Genomic DNA, 1,927 nt, shown 5'->3' with positions numbered 1-1,927 from the left:
TGGCGCGGGTCTCCCACGCCTACGGCACCAACGGCATCATCACCGAGCTCGAGCTGCCGCTCGCCCCGGCCTACGACTGGGTCGAGATGCTCGTGGCCTTCGACGATTTCACCCCCGCGATGGAATTCGCCGAGGATCTCGCCAACCAGGACGGCATCCTGATCAAGCTCGCCACCGTGTTCGAGGCGCCGATCGCGCATGACTATTTCCAGCGCGTCCGCCCGCATGTCGAGCCGGGGACGAACCTCGTGGGCCTGCTGGTCGCGCCGCAGTCCATGGACGGGTTCGAAACCTTCACGGCCCGCCGCCCCGGCGCGCGCGTGATCTACCGCAGCGACGATCACGACTGGCCCAAGGCGCCAGGGCGCGTGTTCGAATACGGCTGGAACCACACCACGTTGCGTGCGCTCAAGATCGATCCGTCGATCACCTACCTTCAGGTGCGCTATGGCTTTCCCAAGCACCGCGAGTTGGTGGAAAAGATGCGGGCCGAGTTCTCTCCGGAAGTGCTGCAGCATCTCGAGGTGTTGCGCGAGAACGGAAAGGTGATGTTCGCGGGGCTGAGCCTGGTCAAGTTCACCACGGAGGAGCGGCTCGACGAGATCGTGCGCCTGCACGAAGAGGCCGGCGCCATGATCTTCAACCCGCATCGCTACACGCTCGAGGAAGGCGGACGGCAGACGGTGGACGACCGCCAGTTGCGCTTCAAGCGTGAGGCCGACCCCAAGGGGCTGCTCAATCCCGGAAAGATGATCGCGTGGGACGATCCGGACTGGGCCTATGACCGGATGTACGCCTATCCCGGGTTGAAGGCGGCCGAATGACGCACGCCGCGCGGAACACCACGGGGGCCGCGTGAGACAGGCTCTCGTGCTCTTTGCCCATCCCTGCGCCGACAGTTTCTCGGCCGCGCTGAAGGACAGGGTGGTCGGCGCGCTCGACCGGCGCGGAGTCGACGTGGACCTGTGCGACCTCAACGCCGAACGGTTCGACCCGGTGCTGAGCGCGGACGAGCGGCGCGGCTACCACGCGGTCGGCGCAAACACCGCGCCGGTGGCCGATTACGTCGAGCGTCTGCGCGCGGCCGATGCGTTAATCATGGTCTTTCCGGTCTGGAATTTTGGCTACCCCGCGATCCTCAAGGGGTTCCTCGACCGGGTCTTCCTGCCTGGCGTATCCTTCAAGTTGCAGGACGGAAAGGTGCGCCCGAACCTCACGCAGATCCACAAGCTCGCCGCGGTGACCACCTATGGCGGAACGCGCATGCGGGCGCTGCTGGTGGGCGATCCGCCGCGCAGATGCGTTACGCGCGCGGTCTGGCACGTCTGCCGGCCCGAGCGGACGCGCTACGTGGCACTCTACGACATGAACCGCGCCTCGGACGCGACACGCGGCCGGTTCCTCGACCGCGTCGGGCGCGAGATGGAGCGCCTGTGATGCGCGCGCTGGTCGTCTACTGCCATCCGCGCGCGGACAGCTTCACCGCCGCCGTGCGCGACACCGTGCTGCGGCGGATCGAGGCTGCGGGCGGCGCCCACCGGCTGATCGACCTCTACGCCGAGGGTTTCGACCCGGTGCTGAGTCCGGACGAGCACGCAGGCTACGAGGCCGCCGGCAACGCGACCCCTGTCGCCGTGCACGTGGCGGCACTGCGCTGGTGCGACACGCTGATCTTCGTCTATCCCACCTGGTGGTACGGCCAGCCCGCCATGCTGAAGGGCTGGCTCGACCGGGTGCTGCTGCCGGGCGTCGCGTTCCTGATGCCGGACGAGACGCATGCCGACATCAGGCCCGGGCTGACGCACGTGACGCGGCTGGGCGTCTTCACCACCTGCGGGGCAAGCTGGTGGCTGACCCGGCTGATCGGCGCGCCGGGGCGGCGCACGATCCTGCGCGGGGTGCGCCTGCTTTGCGCGCGCCGCTGCCG

At 68.1% G+C, this 1,927-nt stretch carries 3 protein-coding genes; all 3 read left to right on the top strand.

Features of this window, described 5'->3' with window-relative positions; all coding sequences use genetic code 11:
• A partial coding sequence (locus ACFDTC_RS07065; protein WP_375258179.1) for an FAD-binding oxidoreductase occupies nt 1-824 on the top strand: 824 nt, incomplete at its 5' end.
• 31 nt (nt 825-855) lie between these two features.
• Nucleotides 856-1,437 (top strand): NAD(P)H-dependent oxidoreductase, encoded by a 582-nt coding sequence (locus ACFDTC_RS07060; protein ID WP_375258178.1) that lies wholly within the window; start codon nt 856-858, stop codon nt 1,435-1,437.
• The coding region (locus ACFDTC_RS07055; RefSeq protein ID WP_375258177.1) for an NAD(P)H-dependent oxidoreductase at nt 1,437-1,927 on the top strand (491 nt) is incomplete at its 3' end. The genes ACFDTC_RS07060 and ACFDTC_RS07055, both read left to right, overlap by 1 nt.

Origin of the sequence: Citreimonas sp. (assembly GCF_042096055.1) — a bacterium.
In the GTDB taxonomy this organism is placed as follows: Bacteria; Pseudomonadota; Alphaproteobacteria; order Rhodobacterales; family Rhodobacteraceae; genus Citreimonas.
This window is presented reverse-complemented; position numbering and strand designations above follow the sequence as displayed.